Origin of the sequence: Streptomyces sp. TRM49041, assembly GCF_008271805.1 — a bacterium.
Lineage (GTDB): Bacteria > Actinomycetota > Actinomycetes > Streptomycetales > Streptomycetaceae > Streptomyces.
The window spans coordinates 37,203-59,450 of sequence record NZ_VSRY01000057.1 but is presented as its reverse complement, the minus strand read 5'-3'; the positions used below and the strand labels follow the sequence as shown (position 1 = coordinate 59,450).

General features: G+C 71.3%; 19 protein-coding genes and 1 riboswitch. Of the genes, 14 read left to right on the top strand and 5 right to left on the bottom strand.

The features are described 5' to 3' along the window. Window positions 1–70: 70 nt before the first annotated feature. On the top strand, window positions 71–1,327 hold the full coding sequence (locus FVS66_RS03030; protein ID WP_149179390.1) for an Ig-like domain-containing protein: 1,257 nt from the start codon (window positions 71–73) through the stop codon (window positions 1,325–1,327). Between the two features lie 39 nt (window positions 1,328–1,366). On the opposite strand, the gene FVS66_RS03025 is transcribed toward FVS66_RS03030, so the two are convergent. Beyond that, entirely contained in the window at window positions 1,367–1,768 is a 402-nt protein-coding gene (locus tag FVS66_RS03025; protein ID WP_149179389.1) for a response regulator transcription factor, read from the bottom strand. Window positions 1,769–1,959: 191 nt separating this feature from the next. Here FVS66_RS03025 and FVS66_RS03020 point away from each other — a divergent pair, with 191 nt between their 5' ends. The 6 genes from FVS66_RS03020 (at window position 1,960) to FVS66_RS02995 (ending at window position 9,210) form a co-directional block, all read left to right on the top strand. Then, window positions 1,960–2,580: a heme-copper oxidase subunit III gene (locus FVS66_RS03020; protein ID WP_149179388.1), complete on the top strand. Its 621-nt coding sequence runs from the start codon at window positions 1,960–1,962 to the stop codon at window positions 2,578–2,580. 65 nt (window positions 2,581–2,645) lie between these two features. Next, window positions 2,646–3,455: a c-type cytochrome gene (locus tag FVS66_RS03015; RefSeq protein WP_149179387.1), complete on the top strand. Its 810-nt coding sequence runs from the start codon at window positions 2,646–2,648 to the stop codon at window positions 3,453–3,455. Next, entirely contained in the window at window positions 3,452–4,501 is a 1,050-nt protein-coding gene (locus tag FVS66_RS03010; protein ID WP_149179386.1) for a ubiquinol-cytochrome c reductase iron-sulfur subunit, read from the top strand. Before FVS66_RS03015 ends, FVS66_RS03010 begins: the two co-directional genes overlap by 4 nt. After that, entirely contained in the window at window positions 4,498–6,147 is a 1,650-nt protein-coding gene (locus FVS66_RS03005; RefSeq protein WP_149179385.1) for a cytochrome bc complex cytochrome b subunit, read from the top strand. The genes FVS66_RS03010 and FVS66_RS03005 overlap by 4 nt, the downstream gene beginning before the upstream one ends. 121 nt (window positions 6,148–6,268) lie before the next feature. Then, on the top strand, window positions 6,269–7,333 hold the full coding sequence (trpD, locus tag FVS66_RS03000; RefSeq protein WP_149179384.1) for an anthranilate phosphoribosyltransferase: 1,065 nt from the start codon (window positions 6,269–6,271) through the stop codon (window positions 7,331–7,333). A gap of 165 nt (window positions 7,334–7,498) precedes the next feature. After that, window positions 7,499–7,616, top strand: a riboswitch (SAM riboswitch). Between the two features lie 199 nt (window positions 7,617–7,815). Next, complete coding sequence (locus FVS66_RS02995; RefSeq protein WP_262386778.1) at window positions 7,816–9,210, top strand: aminotransferase class V-fold PLP-dependent enzyme; 1,395 nt, start codon at window positions 7,816–7,818, stop codon at window positions 9,208–9,210. Between the two features lie 37 nt (window positions 9,211–9,247). Here FVS66_RS02995 and FVS66_RS02990 read toward each other — a convergent pair whose 3' ends face one another. Further along, window positions 9,248–9,529, bottom strand: coding sequence for an Lrp/AsnC ligand binding domain-containing protein (locus tag FVS66_RS02990; protein WP_149179383.1), 282 nt, complete (start codon window positions 9,527–9,529; stop codon window positions 9,248–9,250). After that, entirely contained in the window at window positions 9,526–10,245 is a 720-nt protein-coding gene (locus tag FVS66_RS02985) for a rhomboid family intramembrane serine protease (RefSeq protein WP_149179382.1), read from the bottom strand. The genes FVS66_RS02990 and FVS66_RS02985 overlap by 4 nt, the downstream gene beginning before the upstream one ends. Window positions 10,246–10,459: 214 nt before the next feature. Between FVS66_RS02985 and FVS66_RS02980 the strand changes: the two genes are divergently transcribed. From FVS66_RS02980 to FVS66_RS02960, 5 genes are all read left to right on the top strand, one after another. After that, complete coding sequence (locus tag FVS66_RS02980; protein ID WP_149179381.1) at window positions 10,460–10,702, top strand: hypothetical protein; 243 nt, start codon at window positions 10,460–10,462, stop codon at window positions 10,700–10,702. A 65-nt stretch (window positions 10,703–10,767) separates the two neighbouring features. Beyond that, window positions 10,768–12,132 (top strand): NYN domain-containing protein, encoded by a 1,365-nt coding sequence (locus tag FVS66_RS02975; RefSeq protein ID WP_149179380.1) that lies wholly within the window; start codon window positions 10,768–10,770, stop codon window positions 12,130–12,132. 323 nt (window positions 12,133–12,455) lie between these two features. Further along, window positions 12,456–13,481, top strand: a complete 1,026-nt coding sequence (locus FVS66_RS02970; RefSeq protein ID WP_149179379.1) for a C40 family peptidase — start codon at window positions 12,456–12,458, stop codon at window positions 13,479–13,481. 238 nt (window positions 13,482–13,719) lie between these two features. Beyond that, window positions 13,720–14,751, top strand: a complete 1,032-nt coding sequence (locus tag FVS66_RS02965; protein WP_149179378.1) for a C40 family peptidase — start codon at window positions 13,720–13,722, stop codon at window positions 14,749–14,751. Window positions 14,752–14,852: 101 nt separating this feature from the next. Beyond that, complete coding sequence (locus tag FVS66_RS02960) at window positions 14,853–16,133, top strand: hypothetical protein (RefSeq protein WP_149179420.1); 1,281 nt, start codon at window positions 14,853–14,855, stop codon at window positions 16,131–16,133. On the opposite strand, the gene FVS66_RS02955 is transcribed toward FVS66_RS02960, so the two are convergent. Next, the gene (locus FVS66_RS02955; RefSeq protein WP_149179377.1) at window positions 16,103–17,368 is read right to left on the bottom strand and encodes a glycosyltransferase family 87 protein; all 1,266 of its coding nucleotides are present in this window, start codon (window positions 17,366–17,368) and stop codon (window positions 16,103–16,105) included. The two genes, FVS66_RS02960 and FVS66_RS02955, sit on opposite strands and share 31 nt — an antisense overlap. A gap of 93 nt (window positions 17,369–17,461) precedes the next feature. On the opposite strand from FVS66_RS02955, the gene FVS66_RS02950 reads away from it, so the two are divergent. Next, a complete protein-coding gene (locus FVS66_RS02950) occupies window positions 17,462–18,604 on the top strand; it encodes a glycosyltransferase family 4 protein (RefSeq protein WP_149179376.1) in 1,143 nt (380 codons plus the stop codon). 88 nt (window positions 18,605–18,692) lie between these two features. Next, entirely contained in the window at window positions 18,693–20,303 is a 1,611-nt protein-coding gene (locus FVS66_RS02945) for a GMC oxidoreductase (protein WP_149179375.1), read from the top strand. On the opposite strand, the gene FVS66_RS02940 is transcribed toward FVS66_RS02945, so the two are convergent. Continuing rightward, the gene (locus tag FVS66_RS02940; protein ID WP_149179374.1) at window positions 20,300–22,096 is read right to left on the bottom strand and encodes an AMP-dependent synthetase/ligase; all 1,797 of its coding nucleotides are present in this window, start codon (window positions 22,094–22,096) and stop codon (window positions 20,300–20,302) included. The two genes, FVS66_RS02945 and FVS66_RS02940, sit on opposite strands and share 4 nt — an antisense overlap. Window positions 22,097–22,248: the final 152 nt, after the last annotated feature.

Below are 22,248 nucleotides of genomic sequence, written 5' to 3'. Positions count from 1 at the left end.
GAGTCCGCCGGGCCTCTCGTTTGCACTAATCCGGCGTGCCGCGCTGGACACCTCTTCCTACGGTGTGCTTATGAGCCACACGCCGAGTTTCCGCATAGCCCTCAGCTGCTCCCTGCTGGTCGTCGCCGCGGGTGCCGGCGCGGCCGGCTGCGGGGGACCGGACGGCCATCCGCTCTCCGCGCAGCCCTACGACGCGGCACAGCAGGTCGCCTTCAACGGACCCGCGGAGAATCGCAAGGCGGCACTCGACAAGCCCCTCGCCATCACCACCAAGGGCGAGGACGCCCGCATAACGGACGTCACCGCTGTCGACGAGGCCGGCCACTACCTCGCGGGTCGACTCGCCGCCGACGGCACCCGCTGGCGCTCCACAGGCGCTCTCGCGGCCGGCGCCCGCTACACCGTCAGGGTCGCCACCGAGAACGGCGACGGCGCCCCCGGCGTCCGTACGCTGACCTTCGAGACGGCACCGGCCAAGCAGTCGCTGAAGGTGGAACTCGGGCCGGAGGCGGGCAAGTACGGCGTCGGGCAGCCCCTCACCGCCAAACTCAGCGCCCCCGTCACCTCCAAGGAGGGCAGGGCGGCCGTCGAACGTGCCCTGAAGGTCCGCTCCGAGCCCGCGGTGACCGGCGCCTGGCACTGGGTGGACGACAAGCAGCTGCACTACCGCCCCAAGGAGTACTGGCCGACCGGCGCCACCGTCACCCTGACGAGCAATCTCGCGGGCGTCCGCGTCGCCAAGGGCCTCTACGGCACCACCACCGCGCCGCTGAAGATCACCATAGGTGACCGCGTCGAGGCCATCACGGACGCCGCGGCCCACCGCATGACCGTCCTGCGCAACGGAGAAGTGATCAATACCATTCCGGTGACCTCCGGCAAACCGGGCTTCGCCACTCGAAACGGTGTCAAGGTGGTCCTGGAGAAGCAGTACTTCGTCCGTATGCGCAGCACCACCGTCGGCATACCCGACGGCACCAGCGATTCGTACGACCTGCCCGTCTACTACGCGACGCGAGTCACCTGGAGCGGTGAGTACGTGCACGCCGCGCCCTGGTCCGTCGGCTCGCAGGGGTACGCCAACGTCAGCCACGGCTGCGTGGGGATGTCCACGAGCAACGCGGCCTGGTTCTACGAGAACATCCAGCGCGGGGACATCGTGAAGGTCGTCAACAGCATGGGCAGCGAGATGACCCCGTTCGGGAACGGCTTCGGCGAATGGAACATGGCCTGGCCCGAGTGGCGCCAGGGGAGCACGGTCCTGGCCGGTACCCGCGAGGGCAGCACTCCCGCGGACGGAGCCCGCCTGCGGCCCAAGGCCCTGTAGCGGCCCGCTCCGCGGCGCGGGGCCGGCGGCGCCGTGTCCTCAGGCCTCCACCGACAGATGGCTCCGCAGCAGCCCCGCCAGCGACTCCGCCAGCTCCACCGGGTCGACCGGCAGCGTCACCGCCGCTTCGGCCCGGCTCCACGTCGCCAGCCACGCGTCCTGCGGCCGCCCGATCAGCAGCAGTACGGGCGGGCACTGGAACACCTCGTCCTTGATCTGCCGGCACACGCCCATCCCGCCCGCCGGCACGGCCTCGCCGTCCAGCACACAGACGTCGACGCCGCCCTTCTCCAGCCGCTCCAGGACCGCCGGGAGCGTCGCACACTCGATGTACTCGACCGGGGGAACGTCGGCAGCGGGCCTCCGCCCGGCAGCCAGCCGCACCTGCGCGCGGGTGTTCGCGTCGTCGCTGTAGACCAGTACGGTGGCGCTGGACTGCATGGTTCCTCCGAGTTCGTACGTGGCAGTGCTCGGTAACCGATGCGGCGGATGCTACTCCGTCCCACCGCCGGTCAACACCGGTTCGGACACCGCTTCGATGGGCCGTCCGGGTCAGCCGACGCCGCTGGCCGAGGGCGGGGACACTCCGAACGGCACCCCCCGGAGTGAGGGCGGGATAAGCGACCGACATAATGTCGGTCGTGGCGACAGCAACGACAGTAGATACCGGGCACGCGCACCCGTCGGTCAATCGGCCGAACCTCACCAGCGTCGGAACCATCATCTGGCTGAGTTCCGAGCTGATGTTCTTCGCGGCCCTCTTCGCGATGTACTTCACCCTGCGATCGGTAACGGGTGCCGAATACTGGGCGCAGCAGGCCGAACACCTGAACTTCCCGTTCTCGGCGACCAACACCACGATCCTGGTGCTCTCCTCCCTCACGTGTCAGCTCGGCGTCTTCGCCGCCGAGCGCGGCGACGTGAAGAAGCTGCGCACCTGGTTCATCGTGACGTTCATCATGGGCGCGATCTTCATCGGCGGCCAGGTCCTCGAGTACACCGAGCTGGTCAAGGACGCGGGTCTCTCGCTCTCCTCCGACCCGTACGGTTCCGTGTTCTACCTGACGACCGGCTTCCACGGACTGCATGTGACGGGCGGACTCATCGCCTTCCTGCTGGTCCTCGGCCGGACGTACGCAGCCAAGCGGTTCACTCATGAGCAGGCAACCGCCGCCATCGTCGTGTCCTACTACTGGCACTTCGTCGATGTCGTCTGGATCGGCCTCTTCGCCACGATCTACATGATCAAGTAATCGGGCGCACCGCCCGACACATCCAGCAAGCATCGACGCAGAAGATCCTGACACCGGGGTAATCCGTGAAAAAGCTCTCCGCACGACGACGCCATCCGCTGGCGGCGGTCGTCGTCCTACTTCTCGCGCTGGCGGCCACTGGGGGGCTGTACGCCGCGTTCGCGCCCGCGAGCACGGCACAGGCCGATGAGACCGCCCAGTCCCTCGCCATCGAGGAGGGCAAGAAGCTCTACACCGTCGGCTGCGCCAGCTGCCACGGCACCGGCGGTCAGGGCACCTCCGACGGCCCGTCCCTGATCGGCGTCGGCTCGGCCGCCGTGGACTTCCAGGTCGCTACCGGCCGTATGCCCGCGCAGCAGCCGGGCGCCCAGGTCCCGAGCAAGCCGAAGGTCTACGACCAGGCCCAGATCGACCAGCTCGCGGCATACATCGCGTCGCTCGGCGCCGGACCGATCACGCCCACCGAGAAGCAGTACAGCGTGGAAGGCGCGGACATCGCCAAGGGCGGCGAGCTGTTCCGCAACAACTGCGCCCAGTGCCACAACTTCACCGGCGAGGGCGGCGCGCTCACCGAGGGCAAGTACGCGCCGAACCTCGGGGGCGTCAGCGAGAAGCACATCTACGAGGCCATGCAGACCGGCCCGCAGAACATGCCCGCCTTCCCCGACACGGTGATGCCGGAGAAGGAGAAGAAGGACATCATCGCGTACGTCAAGGCCGTGAACGGTGACGAGACGCCGTCCCCCGGCGGCTTCGGTCTGGGCGGTCTCGGACCGGTCAGCGAAGGCCTGTTCGGCTGGATCTTCGGTCTGGGTTCGCTGATCGCTGTCGCCGTCTGGGTCGCCGCCCACACCGCTAAGGCCAAGAAGTCATGAGTAGCCAAGAGATTTCCGAAGAGAGCCTGCCGAGCGAGCAGGACACCGCGCACGGCACGGCGGTAGCCGAGAACCCGTTCGCCGACCCGGGGCTGCCGCCCCACAAGCCCCGCGTCCAGGACATCGACGAGCGGGCCGCCAAGCGCTCCGAGCGCACGGTCGCCCTGCTCTTCACGGTGTCGATGCTGGCCACGGTCGGCTTCATCGCCTCGTTCGTCGCCTTCGACGTCGACAAGATCGTCTACATCTGGCCGCTGGGCCACGTGAGCATCCTGCACGTGGCGCTCGGCATGACGATGGGCATCTCCCTGTTCTGCATCGGCGCGGGCGCGGTCCACTGGGCCCGCACGCTGATGTCGGACGTGGAGGTCGCCGACGACCGTCACCCGATCGAGGCTTCGCCCGAGGTCAGGTCCAAGGTCATGGCCGACTTCGCGGAGGGCGCCCAGGAGTCCGCGCTCGGCCGCCGCAAGCTGATCCGCAACACCATGTTCGGCGCGCTCGCCATGGTGCCGCTCTCCGGTGTCGTGCTCCTGCGCGAGCTGGGCCCGCTGCCCGAGAAGAAGCTCTTCCACACCTCGTGGGCCAGGGGCAAGCAGCTCATCAACATGAACACGAACGAGCCGCTGCGCCCCGAGGACCTCACGGTCGGTTCGCTCACCTTCGCCATGCCGGAGGGCCTGAGCGAGGAGGACCACGACTTCAACACCAAGATCGCCAAGGATGCCCTGATGATCGTCCGGCTGGAGCCGGAGGACATCAAGGACCGGCGCGAGCTCGAGTGGTCGCACGAGGGCATCGTCGCGTTCTCCAAGATCTGCACCCATGTGGGCTGCCCGGTCTCGCTGTACGAGCAGCAGACCCACCACGCCCTCTGCCCGTGTCACCAGTCCACCTTCGACCTCTCCGACGGCGCCCGCGTCATCTTCGGCCCTGCCGGTCACGCCCTTCCGCAGCTGCGGATCGGCGTCAATGACGAGGGCTTCCTCGAGGCGCTCGGCGACTTCGAGGAGCCGGTCGGTCCTGCATTCTGGGAGCGCGGATGAGCACCGCAACAACGAATCCGTCGGGCGCCAGCGCGCCGGGGCAGCGGAAGGCACCCGCCGGTGAGCGGGTGGCCGACTGGGCGGACGGCCGGCTCGGGATCTACTCCCTGGCCAAGGCCAACATGCGCAAGATCTTCCCGGACCACTGGTCCTTCATGCTGGGTGAGATCTGCCTCTACACCTTCATCATCATCATCCTCACGGGTGTGTATCTGACGCTGTTCTTCCACCCGAGCATGAACGAGATCGAGTACCACGGCTCGTACGTGCCGATGCAGGGCATCCGGATGACGGAGGCCTACGCGTCGACGCTGGACATCAGCTTCGACGTCCGCGGTGGTCTGCTCATCCGCCAGATCCACCACTGGGCCGCGCTGATCTTCCTCGCCGGCATGTTCGTGCACATGATGCGCGTCTTCTTCACCGGCGCGTTCCGCAAGCCGCGTGAGATCAACTGGCTGTTCGGCTTCCTGCTGTTCGTCCTGGGCATGTTCACCGGTTTCACCGGCTACTCGCTCCCGGACGACCTGCTCTCCGGCACCGGTGTCCGCTTCACACAGGGCGCGATCCTGTCCGTGCCGATCGTCGGCACGTACATCTCGATGTTCCTGTTCGGCGGGGAGTTCCCCGGCCACGACATGGTGGCCCGGTTCTACTCGATCCACATCCTGCTGCTGCCGGGCATCATGCTCGGCCTCGTGGTGGCGCACCTGATCCTGGTCTTCTACCACAAGCACACGCAGTTCCCCGGTCCCGGCCGGACGAACAAGAACGTCGTGGGCATGCCGCTGCTGCCGGTCTACATGGCCAAGGCCGGAGGCTTCTTCTTCCTGGTCTTCGGTGTCGTCGCGATCATCGCCGCGCTGTTCACCATCAACCCGGTGTGGGCCCTCGGCCCGTACCGCCCGGACATGGTGTCCACCGGCGCCCAGCCCGACTGGTACATGGGCTTCGCCGAGGGTCTGGTCCGTGCCATGCCGGGCTGGGAGATCAACGTCTGGGGTCACACGCTCGTCCTGGGTGTGTTCATCCCGCTCGTGCTCTTCGGTGTGATGCTGGCCGCGATCGCGCTCTACCCGTTCATCGAGTCCTGGATCACCGGGGACAAGCGCGAGCACCACATCCTGGACCGTCCGCGCAACGCCCCGACCCGCACCGCGCTCGGTGTCGCCTGGGTCACGGGCTACATGATCATGCTGATCGGCGGTGGCAACGACATCGTCGCCACCCACTTCCACCTGTCGATCAACGCGGTCACCTGGTTCGTCCGGATCTTCTTCTTCGTCGGACCGATCCTCGCGTTCGTCGCCACCAAGCGGATCTGCCTGGGTCTCCAGCGGCGCGACCGCGAGAAGGTGCTGCACGGTCGCGAGACCGGCATCATCAAGCGGCTGCCGCACGGTGAGTTCGTCGAGGTCCACGAGCCGCTCAGCCAGGCCCAGCTGCACGCGCTCACCGCGCACGAGCAGTACACGCCCGCCGAGATCGGCCCGACGGTCGACGAGAACGGCGTCGAGCGGAAGCCGACCCGCAAGGAGAAGCTCCGCGCGAAGCTCAGCAAGGGCTACTTCGGCGTGGGGAACCAGATCCCCAAGGCCACGTCGGAGGAGTACAAGGAGATCAGCAGCGGCCACGGCCACCACTGATCCTCCGACCTGAAGGTCGCCACGGCGAGAGCCCCGTCCAATCATCGGACGGGGCTCTTCGCCGTCCCCGCGGCTCGATAGGCTGGTCACCGTCTCATCCGTCACGGACCTGGGAGCGACCATGAGCGCTGTGCAACCCGCTGGAGGACCGACCACTGCGGGCCGCTCCTGGCCCGAGGTCCTCGACGCCCTCCTCTACGGGCGGGACCAGAGCGCCGACGCGACCGCCTGGGCGATGGACCGGATCCTCCGGGGCGAGGCCACCGACGCGCAGATCGCCGGGTTCGCCGTCGCGCTGCGCGCCAAGGGCGAGACCGTCGAGGAGATCTCCGGGCTCGTCCGCACGATGTACGGGCACGCCAGGACCATCGACGTCCCCGGGCCGTCCGTCGACATCGTCGGCACGGGCGGCGACGGCGCGAAGACCGTCAACATCTCCACCATGTCGGCGATAGTCGTCGCCGGTACGGGCGCGAAGGTCGTCAAGCACGGCAACCGCGCGGCGTCGTCCGCCTCCGGTGCCTCGGACGTCCTTGAGAAGCTCGGCGTCAACCTGGAGCTGACCCCGGAGCGGGTGGCGGAGGTGGCCGAGGAGGCCGGGATCACGTTCTGCTTCGCGGTGAAGTTCCACCCGGCGCTGCGGCATGTCGCGTCGGCCCGTAAGGAGCTCGGCATCCGCACGACGTTCAACTTCCTGGGCCCGCTGACGAACCCGGCCCGGGTGCGCGCCCAGGCGACGGGTGTCGCGGACGCCCGGATGGCCCCCATCATGGCCGGCGTCCTGGCCGAGCGCGGCTCGTCGGCGCTGGTGTTCCGCGGTGACGACGGGCTGGACGAGCTGACGACGACGGCGACGTCACGGGTCTGGGTCGTCCGGGACGGCGCGGTCCGCGAGGAAGCCTTCGACCCGCGCGACGTGGGCATCGACCTGGTGCCGGTGGAGGCCCTGCGCGGCGCGGACGCCTCGTACAACGCGGACGTCGCCCGCCGGCTGCTGGCCGGCGGGACCGGGCCCGTCCGGGACGCGGTGCTGCTCAACTCGGCGGCGGCGCTGGTGGCGCTGGAGCCGTCGGAGGCGACGCTGCCGGAGCAGATCCGGGCGGGCATGGCGAAGGCCGCCGAGTCCATCGACTCGGGCGCGGCCCGGGAGGCGCTGGAGCGATGGGTGCGAGCGAGCAACCGGTAGGTCTGGGCGGGGGCTGCGCCCCCGAATCCCCGCTCCTCGAACGCCGGAAGGGCTGACCCTCAGCCCGTCCGGCGGGGTGCCGCAGGTTCGAGGACGAGCGCCGCACCGTCCCGTATGCGGACCCGACTTGCGCCGTCCCGTCCGTATGGCAAGATGCTGCACCAAGGTCATGAGTGACAGCGACCACGGCCCCGGCCCGCTGTCCGGCAACCCTCCGTCCGTGGCGGGGTGCCCCGGGTGAAGACCAGGTCGCGGGCAGAGAGGTCCGCGGCAAGCGCGGACCCCTGCACACCCTGGGGTCCTGGTCCCGAGGGAGCAGACTCGTGAGCAAGCGAATGCGCTAGGGCCGTCGGCCCCGTCTTCTCGTCCTCCGCGTGACGCGTCGTCGTCGCGCGTCGAGGCAACACCCGTGTACGGCGCGGCCGTTCCGCCGCCCTGCGGGCCTTCACCCCATTCGCCTTGTCCTGCCGGGAGATACCGCCATGTCCGCGTACCCGAACACCGCCGAAGCCGACACCGCCGACGCCCTCACCGCCGACACCTGTAACCCCGTTCAGCTGCCCGTTCTCGGGCGGGACGTGACCGTGCCGCTCGTCACCGGTGGTGAGGTCACCTACGCCGCGCTCGACTACGCGGCCAGCGCCCCCGCGCTCCAGCGGGTGTGGGACGACGTCGCCGCGTACGCGCCGTACTACGGCAGCGTGCACCGGGGCGCCGGGTACCTCTCGCAGCTCTCCACCGACCTCTTCGAGAACAGCCGCGGGACCGTCGCCGAGTTCCTCGGCTGCCGGCGGGGCGACGAGGTGGTGTTCACCCGCTCGACGACCGACTCGCTGAACCTCCTGGCCCGCGCACTCCCGGACAACTGCGAGGTGTTCGTCTTCGAGACGGAGCACCACGCGTCACTGCTGCCCTGGCGGGACGCCCGCGTGACGTACCTGAACGCGCCCCGGACGCCCGGCGGGGCCGTGGAGACGCTGGAGCGTGCCCTGGCCGCCCGGGACCCCTACGGCCCGGCCCTGGTGTGCGTGACGGGTGCCTCCAACGTGACCGGTGAGCTGTGGCCCGTACGGGAGCTGGCCGCCGCCGCGCACGCGCACGGGGCGCGGATCGTGCTGGACGCCGCCCAGCTGGCGCCGCACCACCCGGTGGACATCGCCGCCCTGGACGTGGACTGGGTGGCCTTCTCGGGGCACAAGCTGTACGCCCCGTTCGGGGCCGGAGTGCTCGCCGGGCGGGCGGACTGGCTGCTGGAGGCCGAGCCGTACCTCGCGGGCGGCGGCGCCTCGCGCGCGGTGGCCCGGCGGGCGGACGGCGGGGTGGACGTCACCTGGCACACCACGGCCGCCCGCCACGAGGCCGGCTCGCCCAACGTCATCGGTGCCCACGCCATCGCCTCGGCCTGCCGCGCGCTCACCGAGGCCGGGTTCGACGCGCTCGTGGCCCGTGAGCGGGAGCTGATCGCGCGCGTCCGCGAGGGGCTCGCCGGCGTGCCCGAGGTGCGGGTGCTGTCGCTCTTCGGGGACGACGCCCCGCGCGTCGGCGTCATCTCGTTCGTCGTCGAGGGCTGGAACAGCTCGCACTTCGCGGCGGCGCTCTCCGCCGAGTACGGCATCGGTGTCCGCGACGGCCTGTTCTGCGCCCACCCGCTCGTCCGGACGCTGCTCGGCGGCGCCCCGCAGGAGCCGGGGGAGTGCGGCGCGCCGGAGGCCGGGCCGGGGGAGCGGTCCCTCAACGCGATCCGGGTCAGCTTCGGCGCGGGGACGCCGGACGAGCACGTCGACCGGTTCGTCCGGGCCGTGCGGGAGCTGGTCCGCGACGGCGCCCGGTGGAGCTACCGCACGGAGGACGGGCGCTGCGTGCCCGACCGTGGCTGATGCCTGGATCACCCGAACGGGTGATTTGGGGCCCTGGCTAGGCGTCGAGGCCGATCGAGAAGGCCGCCTCCAGGTCGTGCTGCGAGTACGTGCGGAACGCGACATGCGTGTCCGTCGCCACGACGCCGGGGATCTTGCTGATCCGGCCGGGGATGACGTCCGCCAGGTCGTCATGGCTCGCCACCCGCACCATGGCGACCAGGTCGTAGGTGCCGGTGACGGAGAAGACCTCGCTGACACTGTCGAGTGCGGCGATCGCCTCCGCGATCTCCGGGATGCGGTCCACGCTGGTCTTGATGAGCACGATCGCGGTGATCACGGTTGTCCCTCTCCCTCGGTGGCCGCTGCTGGGGCCTTCACTCTAATGCCCCGGTAGCACGCCCACGCGTACAGGAACCCCAGCCCGAAGCCGATCAGGTGCGCCAGGTAGGCGACGCCGGGGCCGCTGCCCGCGCCGCGCGCAGCCAGCCACTGCAGCACGAACCAGAAGACCAGCACGATCCAGGCCGGAAAGCGCAGCGGCAGGAAGAACAGGAAGGGGAACAGGCTGGTCACCCTGGCCTTGGGGAAGAGGTAGAGGAACGCGCCCAGCACGCCCGAGATCGCGCCCGACGCCCCCACGAGCGTCTGCCCGCTGCCCGAGTGGGCCAGCGCGTACCCGAACAGGGCGAGATAGCCGCACCCCACATAGAAGAGGGCGAACCGCACATGCCCCATCCGCTCCTCGGCCATCGCGCCGAAGACGAAGAGGAAGAGCATGTTGCCCAGCAGGTGCAGCCAGTTGCCGTGCACGAACAGGGCGCTGAGAGGGGTGAGCAGCGCCGAGGAAGAGCCGCTCAGCAGGTCCTCCGGGATCACACCCCAGCGCCGGAAGTACCCGCTCTGGGCGGCGACCAGCGCGTCCCCGGGCCCGTACGAGGTGGTGAGCCCGGAGGCCGGGCCGAGCACGAAGACCAGCGCGCACACACCGATGACGCCGTATGTCACGGAGGGCCCGGTGACGGCACTTCGGACCGCTCCCCGCCAATCGATCATGCACAGATCATGACGTAAAGGGTGCGAGCGGGACAGAGTGCCTCGCCGGGGCGCGGGTACCCTCCCCGGAGCCACCCACTCCGCCCGAGCAGGGGCGACCTCCGAGGCCGTAGGGTTACGGGCGTGCCGGGGCCGCTCCCCGCGCACCGGCGGTTCGACGGCGCACCGCGGCGAGAAGTATCTGGCACGACCGGACCACGACAAGGACGGCACCATGACGACGGTTCCCCAGCCGACCGCCGACACCCGCTGGCGCTGCACGCTCTGCGGCAACCTGACACGTTTCGACGTCACGCGCTCTTCGAAGGTCGTCGAGTACGTCCATCTGGACCTGGCGGGCGAGCCGACGGTGGAGGAGCGCGAGGTCGTCAGTGAGACCATCGAATCGGTCCGCTGCCGCTGGTGCAACGCGGTGGACCAGATCGAGCTGGTGGACAGGCCGGGCGCCGGCTCCTGAGCGGCGGCCCGGAGCGACGGGCGGCCCGGCAGAGTGAGAACGGACGGGTAGTGGGGTGACGGATCGTGGCGCAGCCCGCAAGCGGCGCTGAGTCGGCCGGTGCGGCCGGTGACGCCGCCGAGGCGCTCGACCGCCCGCTGCCCGAGGCGGTGCGGCGCCGGGTCGTCGGGCTCGTGTCCGACGCGTTCGGCGGCCTGACCGTCGCCGAGCTGCCGGCCCAGCTGCGCCAGTACGCCCGGTTCACCCCGTCCCGGCGGGCCCGCTTCGCGGGCAACGCGATGGCGGCGGCCCTGGAGGGCGACGCGCTGTTCCGGCAGCGGATCGGCGAGCGCCTCAAGGCCGCCCAGCCGGAGCTGGCCGGAGCCGTCGAGTCCGGCTCGGTCCCCGCGGCCGCGGACCCGGTCGATGTGGCCGCCGCCGCGTATGTGCTGCGCCCCACGGGCTGGGTCAAGCTGGTCTCCGCGGCCGGCGAGGAGGTGCAGCGGGCGGACGCCGAGCGCGCCGACGAGGCGGGCCGCCGCGAACTGGAGCGGCTGCGCGAGGAGCTCACCGAGGCCCGCGCGCACACCAGGTCGGAGACCGAACGGCTCCGCTCCGAGCTGGAGGCGGCACGGAAGGAAGCCGAATCGCTTCAGCGGAAGCTGCGCAGCGCGCAGAGCGACGTGAAGCGCGGCGAGGCCGCTCTGCGCCGTACGAACGCCGAGATCGACGGCATCAAGGCGGACGCCGCGGCCCGGGTGTCGGCGGCCGAGAGCGAGTCGCGCCGCCTCAAGGCGCGGCTCGGCGAGACGGAGGCGGCCCTGGAGGCCAGCCGCCGGGCCGCCCGCGAGGGCCGGTCCGTGGAGGACGTACGGCTCCGGCTGCTGCTGGACACCGTCCTGGAGGCCGCCCAGGGTATCCGCCGGGAACTGGCCCTGCCGCCCGTATCCGTACGGCCCGCGGACTCCGTCGACGCCGTGGAACCGGGCCGGATGTCGCCGAAGGACATCGCCGCCCGAGCGCTGTCCGAGACCGACCCGGCGCTCCTCGACCAGCTCCTCGCCCTGCCGCAGGCCCATCTGGTCGTGGACGGCTACAACGTCACCAAGACCGGCTACCCGACGATGCCCCTGGAGAAGCAGCGGCTGCGGCTGCTGGGCGGGCTCGCCGCGCTGGCCGCCCGGTCCGGCGCCGAGGTCACATGCGTCTTCGACGGGGCCGAGCTGGCCGCCCCGGTGCTGCTGGCGCCGCCGCGCGGGGTGCGGGTGCTCTTCTCCAAGCCGGGCGTGACCGCCGACGAGCTGATCCGCCAGCTGGTCCGCGCCGAGCCCGTCGGCCGGCCGGTCGTCGTGGTGTCCAGCGACCGTGAAGTCGCCGACGGTGTCGCGAAGTCCGGCGCCCGCCCGGTCGCGTCCGTCATGTTGCTGAAGCGGCTTTCGCGGCTCTCGTAACTCCTGGGCGGGATGCCCGGTTTGGTGGTGCGGCCGTGGAACGTACCGTCAACTTCCCATGACACAGTGTGGGGCGGAAGTAAAGAAAGTGCCTGCCGGGCGAGATTTTTCCTATGAGGATTTGAACTGATCACAACTTGGTCACTAGGGTCTGGGCTCGAACCTTCGCGCGGTTGATCGCCCATCCGGGGTGACAGCGAAGGCACCGCCTGAATCGTGCAGTTCGGACGTGCTTCGCGGGGATGTCCGGACGCGATGCACGGAGCCGGGGCAGTTGACCGTCGGCCCGGCAGGCGGCTTCGAGGAAGAAGGAGCTCGCCTCCGTGGCGTCCCACCGTCGACCCAAGCAGCCGAGCCGCGCCCGTGTGACCGTGCTCACCGCGACCGCCGCCGCTGCCGTCGCCCTTACCTCCCAGAGCGCTTCGGCCGCGCCGCAGCCGACCAAGGAGCAGGTGAAGGAGAAGGTCGACAAGCTCCACCACGAGGCCGAGGAGGCCACGGAGCAGTTCAATCTGGCCGACGAGCGCCGCGAGAAGCTCCAGAAGGAGATCAGCGCCCTCCAGGACCAGGTCGCCCGCGGCCAGGAGGAGCTCAACGCCCTCCGCGACGGCATCGGTTCGGTCGCCAGCGCCCAGTACCGCAACGGCGGCATGGACCCCTCGCTGCAGCTCTTCCTCTCCTCCGACCCGGACAACTACCTCGACAAGGCGTCCGCCGTCGACCAGCTCTCCGCCAAGCAGGCGGAGGCGCTCACCACCATCCAGGCCAAGCAGCGCACCCTCGCCCAGCAGCGCGCCGAGGCCACGGCGAAGCTCGGCGACCTGGAGGACATCCGCAAGACGCTCGGCGAGAAGAAGAAGAAGTTCCAGACCAAGCTCGCCGAGGCGCAGAAGCTCCTCAACACGCTCACCGCCGAGGAACGGCGGAAGATGCAGGAGGAGGAGCAGCGCGCCAGCCGCGCCGCCGGCGAGCGTGTGAACCTCGGTAACGAGGTCCCCGCCTCGCAGCGCGGCGGCGCCGCGCTCAACGCCGCCGCCACACAGGTCGGCAAGCCGTACGTGTCCGGCGCCGAGGGCCCCAACTCGTACGACTGCTCCGGCCTGACGCAGTGGGCCTACCGCCAGGCGGGTGTGAGCATCTCCCGCACCACGTACACCCAGCAGAACGACGGTGTGAGGATCGGGCGCAGCCAGCTCAAGCCGGGCGACCTCGTCTTCTTCAACAATCTCTCGCACGTCGGCCTGTACGCGGGCAACAACACGGTGCTGCACGCGCCGAAGCCCGGCACCGTCGTCCGGTACGAGTCGATGAACTACCTGGGCACGTTCCAGTTCGGCGTCCGGATCTGAGCCCGGGCATCTGATATACGCGGCACGCCGGGCAGACCGCCGAACCGCCCGCCGTGCCCGCCCGTTCGGGGGATTTCCCCGCCCCGAAGCTGACGCTCCGCCCCGCTGGTGACCTGTGTTTCCCGGCGGGGCGTCCCTTTGTGCGCATCCTGAGGTCTTTGGCCGGGCCGTGATCACCCGGCTACTGTCGGCCGCGCAACAGCCCGCAGTCTTTGCACAGCTGAAGGGAGCGCGGTCCGTGGCGTCCCATCGCCGTCCCTCACACCCGGGCCTCAACCGGAGCGCCAAGGTCACCGTTCTGTCCGCCGCGGCGGCCACGGCGGCGGCAGCCTTCGGTGCCACCCCGGTGAGCGCCGACCCGGCCGGCCCCGCCGAGACCGCCCGCGCCCATGTCGACCGTCTCTACGCCGAGGCGGAGAAGGCGACGGAGGGCTTCAACAAGGCCGACGAGCGCACCGACCGGCTGCGCGAGGAGGTCGCCACGGCCCAGGACAGCGTGGCGCGCGGCCAGGAGCGCATCAACCGCATGCGCGGCGCGCTCGCCTCGGTGGCCGGCGCGCAGTACCGGTCGGGCGGCATCGACCCGTCGCTGGCGCTGCTGCTGTCCGAGGACCCCGACACGTACCTCGACAAGGCCGCCGCACTCGACCGGATCAGCGAACGGCAGGCCGGCGCCCTCGCCGAACTCCGCCGGGCCCAGCGCCGGCTGAACCAGGAGCGCGCCGAGGCCACGCGCACCCTCGCCGAGCTCGAACGCAGCCGGGCCGAGGTACTCCGCCACAAGCGTGCCGTCGAGAAGAAGCTCGCCGAGGCGCGGGCCCTGCTGAACTCCCTGCCGTCCGAGGAGCGCGACGCCCTCGACCGCGCCTCCCGCTCCGGCCGCGACGGCGGCTCCCTGCCGCCGGTGTCCGGCGAGGCCGCGTCGTCCCGGGCGGCCATCGCCGTCCAGGCGGCCCGCTCGGCGGTCGGCAGGCCCTACGTGTGGGGTGCGAACGGGCCCAACAGCTTCGACTGCTCGGGGCTCATGCAGTGGTCCTACGCCCAGGCGGGCGTAGGGCTTCCCCGCACCTCCCAGGGCCAGCGCAACGCGGGCCGTCATGTCTCCCTGTCCGAGGCCCGCCCCGGTGACCTCGTCACCTACCGCTCGGACGCGAGCCACGTGGCCATGTACATGGGCAACGGCCAGGTCGTCCACGCGCCGTACCCGGGCGCCGCGGTCCGCTACGACCCGGTCGGCATGATGCCCATCTCGGCGGTCACACGCGTCTGAGGCCGGATACAGCCGCGGGCGGACCTTCCACCGGGGGAGGGCGGGCACAAACGTACGGGCCGCGGCTCCGGCTCCCGTGCGCCTACGATCGTGGCGTGGTGATGCTGGGACGTGGAGCGGCGAGGCGGGTACGGCACGGCCTGGGCGCTCTGGCAGTGCTCGGGCTGCTCGCCGGATGCGTGGGCGCGGGCCCCGCACCCACGGTGGACCGGGGGATCCAGGACGCGCTGGACCGACGGGCCGCCGCCGTGCTCGCCCAGGACGTGCCGGAGGACGACCCCGCCGCGAAGGAGTTCGGCAACCTGCGCGACGTGCCGCTCGGCTCCTGGTCGTACCGCGTCCTCGCCACACAGCGGGAGGGCGCCCGGGCCAGCGTGCGGGCCGAGGTCGGGTACACCATCGACGGGTACGACTCCGGCGCCGTCACCGGGGAGCGGGTGCTGGACCTGGCCCGGCGGGACGGGACGTGGCGGGTGACCGGTGACCGGGCCGCCGCCGGGGCGGCACCCCGGATCTGGGAGCAGGGGCGGGTGGAGGTCGTTCGGGGAGCACGCAGCCTCGTCCTCGGCGTCGGCCACGACCCCGCGTGGCTCCGGGACGTCGCCGCCGTGGCCGACCGGGCGGTGCCGGCCGTCGCGGAGGCGTGGCCGGAGCCGTGGGCCGGGCGGGCCGTGGTGCTGGTGCCCCCGTCGCTGGAGGGCATGAGCGCGCTGCTCGGGGAGCCGGCCGCCTCCTACCGGGGCATCGCCGCGGTGACCACGGGGCGCGTCGGAGGAGGGGCCGGTGACCGCGCCGGTGACCGCGCCGATGATCGCGCCGGGGTGAGCGCCGGAGAGGGAACCGGCACGTCGGCCGAGGGCCAGGCCGGGGGAGCGGCCGGAACCCCCGCCGACCGGGTCGTCGTCAACCCGGAGGCGTACCGGACCCTCGGCGACTTCGGGCAGCGCTTCGTCCTCGCCCACGAGATCGTCCACGTGGCCACCCGGGCCCACACCTCCGTGGCCACGCCCCTGTGGCTCTCCGAGGGGTTCGCCGACCGGGTGGCGTACCGGGGCACGGGCCGCACGGCCGCCGAGGGCGCGCCCGAGCTGGGGCGGGCCGTGCGCGCGGGCGAGCCGCCGGCCGCACTCCCGCGCGACGCCGACTTCACGTTCGGCGGCGACGCCGGCACCGTGGCGCGCGCGTACGAGGGCGCTTGGCTCGCCTGCGAGCTGATCGCCCGGCGGTGGGGCGAGGACAAGCTGATCGCCTTCTACCGGGCGGTCGGCGTGTCCGGCGCGCAACGGGCGTTCCGGGACGTGCTCTCCACCACGCCCGACGACTTCACCCGAGACTGGCGCGAGCACCTCCGTCAGGAGTTGAGCAGCTCCCCGTCCCGCTGACCGGCCTGCGCCGGCATCTGCGTACCCGCCCCGCCCGCGGCACGCAGCCGCGGCTCGGTGACCGTCTGCCGCCACAGCTCCCGGGCCGCCACCAACGACGCCGCGACCAGCAGCCCGTTGCGTACGAACAGCAGGGTCAGGCCGAGCCCGTCGCTGGTCACCACGTGCGAGAACCAGATCGGGAACTCCAGCAGCGTCACCCCCGTCGCCACCAGCACCAGGGTCGCCGCGACCCGCATCCGGCTGCGCCGCCACACCAGGCACACCGCCGCGAGGCCCACCAGCCACAGCATGTACTGGGGGCTGATCACCCGGCTCGTCGTCGTGAAGAGCAGCACCGCCACGAACGCCGAGTCGCACAGCGTCGTCGTGGCGAACTCCCGTGCCCGCACCCGCCACAGCAGCAGCCAGCCGAACGCCAGCACCGTCAGCGCCAGCGCCACCTGGCTGACCAGCGGCACATACGGGCCGAGGAACTCCACCGACCCGTAGTTCAGCCGCACCTCGCCGTCCCAGGCGCCGAAGTACCGCGCCACGTGGAAGACCAGCGAGCCCAGCGACTCCACCTCGGTGCCCCGGTCCCGCTGGAAGGTCAGGAACGCCAGCGCGCCCGGTGCCGCGAGGACACACGCCACCAGCACCGCGGCGCCCGACGCGGCCGCGGCCGCCCATGAGCGGAGGGTGACCCGGCCGCGCATTGTGCCCACGAGCAGCAGCGCCGGCCACACCTTCAGCAGGGCGCCGACGCCGGTCAGGACGCCCATCGTGCGCGGGTTGCGGACACCGGCGAGCAGCGCGGTGACGGCGACGGCGGTGACCATGATGTCGTAGCGGGAGTACGCCGTGGGGCCGAGCAGCGGGATGCCCGCGAGCCACACCCAGGCGCCCGCGTAGCTCTTGCCGGGCCGCCCGCCCGTGTACATCAGCAGACCGAACACGGCCGCGTCGCAGACCAGCGCGAGGACGAAGAACGCGTGCGCGTACTCCAGGAACGGCAGCAGCCCGGGCGAGAGGATCGCGAAGGCGGCGGCCGGCGGGTACTGCCAGGTGACGTCGTCCAGCGGATACGTTCCGCCGCTCAGCACCTCGTACCAGTTGTGGTAGATCACCGACACGTCGGTGGTGACGTCCGGTCCGGGCACGAAGACGACCCTGAAGGTGTAGAGCAGGAGGACAGCCCTGCTGAGCAGCCAGAAGGCGACCAGCGGCAGCCTTGATCCGCTCGTGTTCGTCATCGGTACCTCGTCCGGTTTCGTGGTGATATGCGACTTTGGGGCGGTACGGGTGCGCGAGCGGTGCCGCCGGGCCGTTCGGTACTGTCGGCCACGATGCACAAGACGCTGATCGTAACGAACGACTTCCCGCCGCGACCCGGTGGGATCCAGGCGTTCCTGCACAACATGGCGCTCCGGCTGGACCCCGACCGCGTCGTCGTCTACGCCTCCACGTGGAAGCGCGGGCGCGAGGGCGCGGAGGCGACCGCCAAGTTCGACGCGGAGCAGCCGTTCCAGGTCGTCCGGGACCGTACGACGATGCTGCTGCCCACGCCCGCGGTGACCGCGCGGGCGGCGGCGCTGCTGCGGGAGCACGGCTGCACGTCGGTCTGGTTCGGGGCAGCGGCGCCGCTGGGGCTGATGGCGCCCGCGCTGCGCCGGGCGGGTGCCACGCGCCTGGTCGCCACGACGCACGGTCATGAGGCCGGGTGGGCCCAGCTGCCGGGCGCGCGGCGGTTGCTGCGGCGCATCGGCGAGGGCACGGACACCCTCACATACCTGGGCGAGTACACGCGCTCGCGGATCGCCACCGCGCTCACCCCGGAGGCCGCCGCGCGCATGGTGCAGCTGCCGCCGGGCGTCGACGAGAAGACCTTCCACCCCGGCTCGGGCGGCGACGAGGTGCGCGGCCGGCTGGGGCTCGCGGACCGGCCGGTCGTGGTGTGTGTCTCCCGGCTGGTGCCGCGCAAGGGGCAGGACACCCTGATCCGGGCCATGCCCGCGGTCCTCGCCGCCGTGCCGGACGCCGTTCTGCTGGTCGTGGGCGGCGGCCCGTACGAGAAGGACCTGCACCGTCTCGCGCGCGAGACGGGCGTGGCCGGTGCCGTGCGGTTCACGGGAGCCGTGCCGTGGGGGGAGCTGCCCGCGCACTACGGAGCGGGTGACGTCTTCGCGATGCCGTGCCGTACGCGACGCGGCGGCCTGGACGTCGAGGGACTCGGCATCGTGTACCTGGAGGCGTCCGCGACGGGCCTTCCGGTGGTCGCCGGCGACTCGGGCGGCGCCCCGGACGCGGTCCTGGACGGTGTGACGGGCTGGGTCGTCCGGGGCGGCTCCCCGCAGGAGGCGGCCGACCGGATCGTCCCCCTGCTCCAGGACCCCGATCTCCGCCGCCGCATGGGCGAGCGCGGCCGCCAGTGGGTCGAGGAGAAGTGGCGCTGGGACCTTCTGGCGGAGAGGCTGGAGAAGCTGCTGTAGGAGGCGCCGGGCGCCGAACCGGGCGCCGCGCGTTTTCGGTCGTGCGCGCCCTATGGGCAGAACGCCTGCCTCCGCCCATGCTGCGCCCATGACCTCATATCTGACGCGCCGTCACTTCATCGGGTACGGCGCCCTCCAGGCCGCCGCGCTGCTCGGCCTGACACGTATCGGCGTGGGCTCCCGCTCCGCCGGGGACCTGGCCGCCGACCACACGCCCGCGCTCGTCATCGGCTCCGGCTACGGCGGAGCCGTGGCCGCGCTCCGGCTCGGCGAGGCGGGCATCCCCACCACCGTCCTGGAAATGGGCGCCCTGTGGAACCGGCCCGGCCCCGACGGCCGGATCTTCTGCCCCATGACCACCCCCGACCACCGGTCCATGTGGTTCCGCACCCGCACCGAGGCGCCGCTCGCCACGTTCCTCTGGCTGGACGTCGTCAACAAGGACATCACCCCCTACCCGGGTGTCCTCGACCGCGTCCACCATCCCGCCATGTCCGTGTACGTCGGCCGCGGCGTCGGCGGTGGTTCCCTGGTCAACGGAGGCATGGCCGTCACCCCGGACCGCGGCCACCTCACCCGGGTGCTGCCGTCCGTCGACGCCGACACCCTGTACGGCACCTACTTCCCGCGCGCCCGCCGCACGCTCGGTGTCAACACCGTCGACCCCGGCTGGTTCGAGACGACCGAGTGGTACCGGTACGCCCGCGTCTCCCGCGCCCACGCCGCGCGTGCCGGCCTCGCCACGACCTTCGTACCGAACGTGTACGACTTCGGCCACATGCGCCGCGAGGCGGACGGCACCGCCGAGCGGTCGGCGCTGGCCGGCGAGGTCATCTACGGCAACAACCACGGCAAGCGCAGCCTCGACCGTACATACCTCGCCGCCGCGCTCGGCACCGGCAACGTCACCATCGAGACCCTCCACCGCGCCCGCGCCGTCCACCCGCGGCCCGACGGCACATACGTCGTCACCGCCGACCGCGTAGACCACACCGGCCGCACCGTCGCCACCCGCGAGCTCTCCTGCCGGCGCCTGTTCCTGGCCGCCGGCAGCCTCGGCACCACCGAGCTGCTGCTGCGTGCCCGTGAGACCGGCGCCCTGCCCGGCCTGAGCGAACACATCGGCACCGGCTGGGGGCCCAACGGCAACGTCATGACGGCCCGCGCCAACCACCTCTGGGACACGGTCGGCGCGCACCAGTCGACCATCCCCGTCCTCGGCATCGACGGCCGCGCCGATCCCGGCAACCCGGTCTTCGCCGAGATAGCCCCGCTGCCGACCGGGCTGGAGCACTGGATCAGCCTCTACCTGGCCATCACGCGCAACCCCGAACGCGGCACGTTCACCTACGACGCCGCCACCGACACGGCGCGCCTCAACTGGACGCGGGAGCAGAGCCAGGTCTCCGTCGCCGCCGCCAAGCGGCTCTTCGACCGCGTCAACGCGGCGAACGGCACCGTCTACCGCCATGACCTCTTCGGCGGGAACAGGGCCTTCGCGGACGACTTCACATACCACCCGCTCGGCGGCTGCGTACTGGGCCGCGCGACCGACGACCACGGTGAAGTACGGGGCGCCCCCGGCGTGTACGTCACCGATGGAGCCCTCGTCCCGGGCTCCATCGGTGTCAATCCGTTCCTCACGATCACGGCCCTCGCGGAGCGGACCATGGACCGCGCACTCGCGGACAATCCCTAGCCGCGGTAGATCGCCTCGATCTCGTCGGCGAAGTCCTTCGCCACCACGTTCCGCTTCAGCTTCAGGGACGGCGTGATGTGGCCCGCCTCCTCGGTGAACTGGGAGGGCAGGATGCGGAACTTCCGCACCGATTCCGCCTTGGAGACGGCGGAGTTGCCGTCGTCCACCGCCCGCTGCACCTCGGCCAGCAGCTCCGGGTCCTCGCGCAGCGACGCCGCCGTCGAACCGGCCGGCTTGCCGTGGTCGGCGGCCCACCGGGCCAGGAGCTCCTCGTCCAGGGTGACCAGCGCGCCCACGAACGGCCGCCCGTCGCCCACGACCATGCACTCCGCGACCAGGGCGTGGCCGCGGATGCGGTCCTCGATCACCGCGGGAGCGACGTTCTTGCCGCCCGCGGTGACCAGGATCTCCTTCTTCCGGCCCGTGATGGCCAGGTAGCCGTCCTCGTCGAGCGTGCCGATGTCGCCCGTGTGGAACCAGCCGTCCGCCAGCGCCTCGGCCGTCGCGGCCTCGTTGTTCCAGTAGCCCCTGAAGACGTGCTCGCCGTGCAGCAGCACCTCGCCGTCGTCGGCGATCCGCACCTTGGAGCCCGGCAGCGGCTGCCCGACAGTGCCGATCTTCTGCCGGTCCCACGGGGTGAACGCGGTCGCCGCGCACGACTCCGTGAGTCCGTAACCCTCCAGGACCGTGAAGCCGATGCCGCTGTAGAAGTGACCGAGCCGCTCACCCAGCGGCGCACCGCCCGAGATGGCGAACTCGCAGCGCCCGCCCAGCACCGCGCGCAGCTTGCTGTACACCAGCGTGTCGAACAGCTTGTGCTTCAGCCGCAGTCCCAGCGAGGGACCGCCCGGCGTGGACTTCGCCCGGCTGTACGCGATCGCCGTCTGCGCGGCCTTGTCGAAGATCTTGCCCTTGCCGTCCGCGTGGGCCTTCGCCCGCGCCGAGTTGTAGACCTTCTCGAAGACGCGGGGCACGCCCAGGATCAGTGTCGGCCGGAACGACGCCAGCTCGTCCGTCAGGTTCTTGATGTCCGGCACGCAGCCGAGCCGGATCGGCGCCAGCACCGACGCGACCTCCACCATCCGCCCGAAGACGTGGGCGGCGGGCAGGAAGAGCAGCACGGACGCCCGGCCCGTCGCGAAAAGCGGCTTCAGCCGCTCCACGAGGTTGCCGCACTCCGCGAAGAAGTTCCGGTGGGTCAGCACACAGCCCTTGGGCCGGCCGGTGGTGCCCGAGGTGTACACGATCGTCGCGATGTCGTCCGCCTTCGCGGTCGCGCTCCGCGCGGCCACCGTCTCGTCGGCGACGTCCCGGCCCGCCTCGGTGAGTTCCTCGACCGCGCCGCCCTCGATCTGCCACACATGCTCCAGCGCCGGCAGCGCGTCCCGCACGGACGCGACCGACTCGGCATGCGTGCCGCTCTCCACGATCGCCGCGACCGCGCCCGAGTCGCCGAGGATCCACTGGATCTGCTCGGGCGAGCTCGTCTCGTACACCGGCACGGTCACCGCGCCCGCGCTCCAGATGGCGAAGTCGAACTGCACCCACTCGTAGCGGGTGCGGGAGATCAGCGCGACCCGGTCGCCGGGCCGCACGCCCTGGGCGATCAGGCCCTTGGCCGTCGCCCGCACCTCGGCGAGGAACTGCGTCGCGGTGACGTCCACCCAGGCGTCAGCGACCTTGCGGGCCATCACGGCCACGTCTGGGTGCTGAGCGGCATTGCGGCTGATCAGATCCGTCAGATTGCCGTCCGCGGGGACCTCGTACAGGGCCGGAAGGCTGAACTCGCGCAAGACTGCTGCTCCTCATCGGGCGCCGACGCCACGGCTCTGTGTGATGCGCCGGTTTGCGGTCCAATACGGGCACGTACCCAGTGGGGTGAGTACGACTGGACTGCCCGGACGTTACCCACCAGTACCCGTTCCCGATAGGGGGTCCTGGCCAG